The sequence below is a fragment of the Alteromonas sp. CNT1-28 genome, assembly GCF_022348345.1.
GTDB classification, from domain to species: Bacteria; Pseudomonadota; Gammaproteobacteria; order Enterobacterales; family Alteromonadaceae; genus Alteromonas; species Alteromonas macleodii.
In genome coordinates this window covers 1-1,245 of sequence record NZ_JAKREZ010000099.1, presented here as the reverse complement: position 1 = coordinate 1,245, position 1,245 = coordinate 1, and the positions used below count along the sequence as shown (strand labels likewise).

Annotated in this window: 1 protein-coding gene; it reads right to left on the bottom strand. The window is 35.4% G+C overall.

The features are described from left to right. Positions 1–88: 88 nt before the first annotated feature. Positions 89–916, bottom strand: a complete 828-nt coding sequence (locus MHN02_RS21495; RefSeq protein WP_239247981.1) for a hypothetical protein — start codon at positions 914–916, stop codon at positions 89–91. Positions 917–1,245: the final 329 nt, after the last annotated feature.

Here is a 1,245-nt window from a genome sequence, read left to right as displayed (position 1 = left end):
GGCCAGCATCCGACGTAAACAGCGCATTGCGGCTATGGATACTGCGTATCTTGAAAAAGTGATAACTGCTTAAAAAATGATCACGCTCTTACCCTGGGGAACCATCAGCTTTGCTTAAAACAGCGCTACCGTTAGATAATTTAGTTTCAACCTCACTCAAATCAATGAGAATAGCCACGACTTTATGACCTAAGTCAATAATATCCTTTAAACAGATCGGAGATGCGAAATTACGAAGAAACTCACTTTCATTGTTGGTTATTTTTATTTCATTTTTAATTTCAATTACCCAATCAACTAAGCCATCAAATGATGACTTGTTATCCCTATGGCTAACTCTAGAAGTGCTAGGTGTTAAAGTGTATGAGTCTTCACCGACTTTCATTCTAAAATTGCTTGGGATTGATCGGCTAGATGAATTAGATGAAAGGATTCCATTTAAGCTTTTTGCTTCTAAAGAGCGAGATCTTATTACAGCATTAGAAATACTCATATTTTTCATGGTAACTCTCTCATATTCAGGGTTTTTATTACCATGAAAATGACAAAACTTTTCATAATCATACTCACCTATAAAAGAAGAAAAATGTTTTTCTGGTGAATCGACATACTTCTTCAAAATAGCTAAAGCATCATTACATTCAATTAATAAAAGATAAGCATACTTTTGTTCTTTAACCTTAGTACCAGATAAAAATGAAGGTTCAGCCTCAATTTTATATGAAACAAAGGAGTAGATAACTTTGTTACCAGTGGCTGTAGTATATTTTTTTCTCACGAGGTAACTATTTTTAAGGTAGTTTCCTACACGTTCTTTAGAGATTTCTCTGAATGTATCTTCAATAGACTTTACGGTAAGTGCTTTATTGAGCTCATAAAACTGTACATTCTTACTTAAACTTAAGTCATTAATCATTTTACAAAATCCTTTTATGAACGACTAAACTCAAAAAATAGCCCTAACAGTTACTCGTCCCCAAACCGTCATTCTAATCTATACCACTCTGGGGCTATTCTCCTTTTTACTTCTCACTACTCTAAACCACGACCAGCAGAAAAATAAAGAAAAACCGTACTGCCGTTTATCACCCACATATTAAAAAAAACATGTCTGCGCTTAAATACTAATACTGCATTCCCCCCAAAAAAACATCGAGTAGGGTGAGGCGTCACCGCCTCATCCCTCTCACAGAACCGTACATACGGGCCTCGTATACGGCTCATGTACATAGTTATTTAGCGTAA

Coding starts and splice junctions, on each gene's coding strand:
- MHN02_RS21495 (WP_239247981.1), bottom strand. CDS start 916: ATGATTAATGACTTAAGTTTAAGTAAGAATGTACAGTTTTATGAGCTC.